The sequence below is a fragment of the Archangium sp. genome (assembly GCF_036388035.1).
Lineage (GTDB): Bacteria > Myxococcota > Myxococcia > Myxococcales > Myxococcaceae > Archangium.
The window spans coordinates 1-6,707 of record NZ_DASVSO010000307.1 but is presented as its reverse complement, the minus strand read 5'-3'; the positions used below and the strand labels follow the sequence as shown (position 1 = coordinate 6,707).

The window sequence follows — 6,707 nt, the reverse complement described above, 5'->3', positions numbered from 1 at the left end:
CAGTTGGCGCTGCACCCGTCTCCGTCCGTGTTGTTGCGGTCGTCGCAGACCTCGCCCATGGCGACGTCCCTGATGCCATTGCCGCAGGTTTCGTTGGACTTGCAGTTGGCGCTGCACCCGTCTCCGTCCGTGTTGTTGCGGTCGTCGCAGACCTCGCCCTTGGCGATGTCCACGATGCCGTTGCCGCAGGTCTCCAAGGATTTGCAGTCGCCGCTGCAGTCATCTCCACTCTCGTTGTTGCCGTCGTCGCACTTCTCGCCCTTGGCGTTGTCCGGGTACCCATTGCCACAGTATTCGGTGGACAGGCAGTCGGCGCTGCATCCATCGCCGCTCACGTTGTTGCGGTCGTCGCATTTCTCGCCCTTGGCGACGTCCACGATGCCGTTGCCGCAGAACTCGCTGGAAAGGCAGTCGGAGCTACAGCCATCTCCGTCGAGGTTGTTGCCGTCGTCGCACGCCTCCGCGTTCGTTGTATCCACCGTGCTCTTGATGTCCGTGACCCCGTTGCCGCAAGTCTCGTCCGACTTGCAGGTCCGACTGCAGCCATCGGCATCGCGGATGTTGCCGTCGTCGCACGTCTCGTCGGTTTGGAGGATGCCGTCTCCACAATTGTCGACGATGCACACCTCTTGATTGGCCGCGCACTGCTGCCCGACGGGGCAGACCCAGCCGGAGGCGCAGGTCACACTCGTGGGTTCGAGGCAGGCCTGGAGCGGCAGGGACAGGAGGGACACCGCGAGTGTGGCGACAACACCACGGGGGACGTGAAAGAGGCTCGCTCGCTTCATCGTGCACCTCAGAAGGGGAAGGTGGCCAGGACGCCGGTCGTGTCACCGCCGAGGAGCGGAGTGACGTTCACCGTCTCCTCTCCTTGGGCCGGGTCGCCGCTGTAGGGCCGAGGCTGGTTGAGGTAGAGGAGCACCGCGCCGGTGACGAGCGCGGTTCCGCCCAGGGCATAGGAGCCGAAGGCCGCCAGCTGCAGACGGTCCCCGCGCGTTCGCGTCGCCGCGAGCCGCGGCGCTGGCCGGCAGCCGCTGACGCCGCACGTCTCGATTCCGTTATCGAAGGAGAGGTAGTCCTTGCGAGTCTGCAGGTGCATCCAGCCACCGCCCGCCCCCACGGCCAACCCCGCCCCCAGCACCGTCCAGGGCATCCACGCGGCCCACCGTCTCCGGTACTCGAAGGGGTACATCTTCAACTGGAGCTTCACCTGCTCGCCCGAGGTGAGGTGCCGGCTCTTGTCGAGGGTCGGATAGCCTTCCTTGCGGGCGATGATGCTGTGGAGGCCGGGACGAATCAGCCTCTCGTAGCGTCCAGGTCCCGTGAAGAGAGGATCCCCATCCAGCGTCACGGTGGTCCCGGGTTCATCACAGGTGAGCGTCAGATGAACGAGCTGCTTCTCGACGAGGGCCTTGTAGTTGCTGGCGTGCTCGAACAGCCCGGCCTCCAGGGACTCCGGGCCATGGCGGATGGCCTCCACCAGATGCTCGTGGGTCTCGACGGGCTGATCGAGGGGGATCAGCGCCAGCGCCAGGTTGTAGTGGATGGCCGGATGGTTCCAGTGCTGGAGCGCCTGGCGGTATTTCTCGACAGCCTTGGTGAGGATGGACTCCTTGAGCAAGGCGTTGCCTGCCTTGAACAGCTCATACGCCGCCTGCTGGTCCTTGCGGGAGGTGCCACGGGCCCAGGGGGCGGGTCCCGAGCTCTCCAGCCCCTGCTGGAGTCGTTGGGCATCCGCCGGAGTCACCCACAGCGTCAGCAACACCCATGTCATGGCGATACCAGACGGGGCCTTGTTCATCGTCCTTCTCCGGGGTTCATTCCCTTCAGCTCCTCGGCGATGGGACTGCCGAGCTGCTTCAGTTGGAGGCGGATGCGCTCCTGCTCGCGCCGCATCAGCTCCTCTTTTTCCTTCGCCTCGCGGATGGCCTCTTCCTTGGCCTCGCGTGCCAGTGTCGCGTTCCTCTCCGCCCGCAGCCGGGCGAGTCGGGCGCGACGCTGTTCCATCTGGGCCTTCCGGAGCGCCAACTGCAGCTCGTCGTTCTTGCGGCGCAGCTCCTCGTTGGTGAGCGCCTCCCGGGCGTTGGCCAGCTCCGCCGCCTGCTGCGCCTTCTGGCGCTCCAGCTCCTTGGCCTGCACTTCGGCCAGGCGCTGTTTGGCCTCGGCCTCCGCCGCGCGTGCTGTCGCCGCCGCATCGCGCGCGGCCTGCTCCGCGTTGCGCGCCGTCACCTCGGCGGCCTTCGCCACCTGGGCCTGGTGCTCGGCCTCTTGCTGCGAGTTGCGGATGATCACCAGCGCCACCGCCGCCGCGACGACCAGCAGCCCCAGGAAGACCGTGGAGCCGATGAACAGCGCCCGCCGCACCCGGGTGGCTCGCTTCGCTTGCGAGAAGACGGCCTCGAGGAAGTCGGCCTGCACCTGGGGCAGCTCGCCACGATAGCGGCGCTGGAAGCGCCGTGCCTCCTCCACCATCTCGCCGCGCCACAGCAGGTTGTTGTCGAAGTGCTTCGCCTGCCACTGCCGGGCCGCGTTGCGCAGCTGCTCCAGGAAGCCCGCGTCCTCCTGGCCTTCCTCCAGCCAGCGGCGCAGCGCGGGCCAGCTGTGCAGCAGCGACTCGTGGACGATCTCCACCGTCGCGCCCGAGGCGCCACCTCCCGTCTGGACGACGAGCAGACGCGCCTGGACGAGGTGGTCGATGAGCCGCTGCATCTCCCCCGTGTCCTTCGTCAGCTCGCGCAGCTCGTCCACGGAGACGATGGCGCGCGTGCGCTCGGGTGTGACGAGCCGCAGGAAGAGCGCCCGCACCAGCGTGCGCTCCGGGGTGGTCATCCCGGTGAGCACGCTGTCGGCGTGGCTGGCGAGCGCACCGGCGATGCCTCCAATCGACTGGTAGGCGCTCTGGGTGAGCAGCTTGCGCGAGGGGTCTCGCGCCTCCCAGAGCTGGGTGGCGGCGAACTGGAGCAGCGGCAGCGCGCCCTGGGCGGACTCCAGGTGCTCCAGCATGTTGTCGACGATCGCCGGAGTCTCGAAGCGGTAGCCGGCCATCTCCGCGGGCTGCACCAGCGCGTCGCGCAGGCCCTCACGGTTGGGCGGGGTGAGGAAGTAGAGGCCCTGGCTCAGCTCGGCCATGAAGCGCTCGTCCTCGGGCACCCGGTCCAGGAAGTCCGAGCGAATGGAGAGCACCAGCCGGATGGGCGAGGTGGCATCGTCCGCGATGCCCGAGAGGCACGCGGTGAAGGCCAGGCGCTCCTGGGCGTCCGGCACCAGGGTGTAGAGCTCCTCGAACTGGTCGATGAAGAGCAGAATCTTGCGGCGCTCGCGCCGGGCGCGGCTGCGCAGCACGCTGCCCACGTAGCCGGGCTCGACGCGCAGGTGCTCGACGAGCTTGTGCTGCTCCCGGATGTCCTCCTCGACACTGGTCGAGGAGTTCACGAGCGGCGCGATTACTCCCGCCAGCGCGGAGAGCGGGCTGCGCCCGGGGCGGATGACGAGTGACTCCCACGTCTCGCCCGAGCGCTTGAGGACCGGCACCACACCGGCGCGCACGAAGGAGGACTTGCCCGTGCCGGAGGGGCCGACGACGGCCAGCAGCGGCTGGTCCTGGAGGCGGTTGACGAGGGCGGCGATCTCCCGGGAGCGGCCGAAGAAGCGGTCCGCGTCGGCCTCCTGGAAGGAGCTGAGGCCCGCGTAGGGGCTCTCGTCGATGCGCAGCTCGCGCGAGTAGCGCCCGGGCAGGAAGGGCTCCAGGGCCCGGAGCAGCGAGAGGGCGTCCGGGAAGCGCGCTTCCTTGTGCTTGAGCAGGCAGCGGTCGACGACGGCGGCCAGCTCCGGCGGGACGTCCGGCGCCACGTCGCGCAGGCGCGGCATGGGCTCGTCGAGCAACCCGGTGACGGCGAGCTGGGGGCCACTCAGCGTCCCCAGCGGGTGATTGCCCGAGAGCATCCGGAACAGCATGATGCCCACGGCCCAGATGTCCGTCCGGTGGTCGATGGGCACGCCATTGCCCCACTGCTCCGGGGACATGTACGCCATCGTTCCCAGGATGGCGCCGCGGCGGGTGAGCTCGCCGGCCTCCTCATCGAGGAGCTTTCCCACGAAGGTGTCCGTGGAGACGCCGACGGGTTGCTCCTCGCCGTGGAGCACCTTGGCGATACCGAAGTCGAGCACCTTGATGCTGCCCGAGTCCGTCACGAGGATGTTCTCGGGCTTGAGGTCGCGGTGGACGATGCCCTGCTCGTGGGCACAGGCCAGCGCTCGCACCACCGGCACCATCAGCTCCACGGCGCGCGCGGGCGGGACACGCTGCTTGCCGATGAGCTTCCTCATCGATTGGCCCTGGAGGTACTCCAGCACCATGAAGGGATCGCCGCCGTGCTCGCCGACCTCGTAGATGATGACGATGTTCTCGTGACTGCAGAGCGCGGTGGCTCGGGCCTCGAGGATGAAGCGCTTGGTGAGACTCGAGTCCTGGGTGTGCAGGAACTTGATGGCCACGCGGCGGCCGAGCCGGGTGTCACGGGCGAGGAAGACGGTGCCCATGCCACCGCTGCCAATCTCCCGGATGAGCTCGTAATGGTGGATGCGCGTGCCGGGCTTGAGCTCGTTGAAGGAGGGACTCGAGTCGCCGTGGGCTGCGCGTGAGTGCGCGGAAGCGTTCTTGGACATGTCGGGCCGGCCTTCCCGGGACACACAGGAAACGGATGCGGCACGGCGCGATGAAGCGCCGAGGCAGCGGGGATGAAGCAGGTGCTTTGAGTGAAACGAGAGGGCTCGGACGCGGGCGGGAACCCAGCCATCGCGCGAGGGCGCACGGGGGCCCACCTTCCGCTCGAGCGCGGGGCCTCAGTTCAGGATGTCACGTTTCGCGCGCATGGGGAGGCGCCTCTCTTCGCGTGCTCGGCTCGGCGAACCGTCATGGGGATGACGAGGCTCGGGGGGCCTTGCGTGTCAGGTTGGGGGCAACACTGACATGATGGCCATTGCCGCTTCCTCGCCTACCCCCGACCAGAGTGCAGGACGTGTGTCAGCTGTTTGGCGGAGCGGAGCACCGCGCGGGCGGCCTCGCGCCCGGGGCGGAGGCTGTCCTGCACCGTGTCTCCCAGCCGGCCGCCGAGCGTGCCCAGCAGTGCGATGAAGCGCTCGCGGCCCGCGCGACGCACGGCGCGGGTGGTGCCCGCGAGGCTCGCCGAGGCCAGCAGCGCCCCAGCCCCCGCGAGCAGTGCGAAGAGGGCTCCCGCGTTGAGGAAGTAGTCCACGCCCAGCAGCGGGCCCTCCACGTACGCGCGCACCACGCGGTAGCCCACGTGTCCCAGCAGCCCCAGCAGGGGCAGGTTGATGAGCGGCAGCAACAGCCAGCGCGCCGTGCGCCACCAGCCGGCCACCGCCTCCGCCACCGCCGTGGTGACGGTGTAGCGCCAGGCGCTCGCCCGCGCGGACTTCAACTCCTCCAGCAGCGTCTCCACGTCCGGCAGCCCCAGCACCTCTGGGGACAGTCCGCTCGCATGCGCCAGGGCTCGGGCCTCCGTCAGCGCGGCGCGCGCGGCTCCCTCCACGGAGATGTCGTCCTCGAAGGGCTCCACCACCGCCGTCTCCGCCGCGCGGGCCCTCGTCCTGTCCCGCACCGCGTCCAGCACCGTGGAGGTCGCCGCCACCGCCAGTCCCACCGGCAGGCTGCGCCGCGCCACCAGCGTCGCCGCGCCCAGTCCTCCCGCTCCCACGAAGGACAGCCGCATGCCCCACGCCGCCGGGCCCCAGAAGCGCCCCGCCGCCTGGTTGCGCACCTCCGTGGCCAGGAAGCCCTGGGCCAGCGTCAGCCGCGTGTCGAAGTCCGCCTTCAGCCCCTCGGTGGCCCGTCCGAGGCCCGACTCCAGCGCGGCCCGGGCCCGGGCCAGGGTGTCCTCCGTGTCCTTCAGCGCGCCCTCCACCCGCGAGGTGAGCTCCTCCAACACGCCCTGGGCGTTGGCGCGCCGCACGCGCTCGGCCACCGCCTGCGTCGCCAGGGACTTGAGATGGAAGAGCAGGGGGCCGAACTCGCCCGAGGGGTCCTCCCCCCGCTGCGCCGCCCGCGCGCTGATGGCGAAGACGGGCACGGACTCCAGCGCCAGCCCGTACTGCTCCGCCGCCAGCCGGCGTGCCTGGGACTTCAGGGCCTCGCGCGAGTCGGCGGACAGCTCGTCCGCGAAGTTGATGAGGAACACGAGCGCGCGGCGCCGGGCGAAGTCGGTGAGGAACTCCACCTGGGTGGCCTCGGCCACGCTCCCCCGGTGCATCACCACCAGCGCCACGTCCGCGCGCTCCAGCGCTCCGCGCGCCACCTCGCGGTGCACGGTGGCCACGCTGTTGAGGTCCGGCGTGTCGATGAACACCTGGCCGCTCCACAGCCCCCGAGGGCCCGGCGTGTAGCGCACCACCTTCGCGCCCACCTGGGAGAGCGCGTCGAGGCCAACGCCCTCGGGCGCGAAGACGGTGGCGGCGGAGCTGGTGGGGCGGTCCTCCCCCTCGCGCGCGAGCGACTGGCCGGCCAGCGCGTTGAGCAGGGTGGACTTGCCCGCGCCGGTGGCGCCCACGAGGGCCACGGTGAGGGGCGCGTCCTTCTGCTCCAGGCCGCGCGCGTAGTCACGGCGCAGCCGCTCGAGGCGGGCCGCGTGGGGCTTCAAGGCCGGCAGGGCCAGGGCGGCGGAGAGGAGGGGCTCGAGGTGCTCGGGGTC

Annotated in this window: 4 protein-coding genes; all 4 read right to left on the bottom strand. The window is 70.1% G+C overall.

Features of this window, described 5'->3' with window-relative positions:
* Positions 1–788 (bottom strand): DUF4215 domain-containing protein (locus tag VF697_RS12770; RefSeq protein ID WP_331094702.1); only part of this gene is annotated, 788 nt, incomplete at its 3' end.
* A gap of 8 nt (positions 789–796) precedes the next feature.
* The gene (locus VF697_RS12765) at positions 797–1,801 is read right to left on the bottom strand and encodes a PEGA domain-containing protein (RefSeq protein WP_331094700.1); all 1,005 of its coding nucleotides are present in this window, start codon (positions 1,799–1,801) and stop codon (positions 797–799) included.
* Complete coding sequence (locus VF697_RS12760) at positions 1,798–4,665, bottom strand: serine/threonine protein kinase (RefSeq protein ID WP_331094698.1); 2,868 nt, start codon at positions 4,663–4,665, stop codon at positions 1,798–1,800. The genes VF697_RS12765 and VF697_RS12760 overlap by 4 nt, the downstream gene beginning before the upstream one ends.
* Positions 4,666–4,994: 329 nt before the next feature.
* Positions 4,995–6,707, bottom strand: a 1,713-nt coding sequence (locus tag VF697_RS12755; RefSeq protein WP_331094696.1) for a GTPase, incomplete at its 5' end; no start/stop codon positions are given.

What these genes read in the sequence shown, in the direction of transcription:
- VF697_RS12760 (WP_331094698.1), bottom strand. Translation starts at nt 4,665, where the DNA reads ATGTCCAAGAACGCTTCCGCGCACTCACGCGCAGCCCACGGCGACTCG.
- VF697_RS12765 (WP_331094700.1), bottom strand. Translation starts at nt 1,801, where the DNA reads ATGAACAAGGCCCCGTCTGGTATCGCCATGACATGGGTGTTGCTGACG.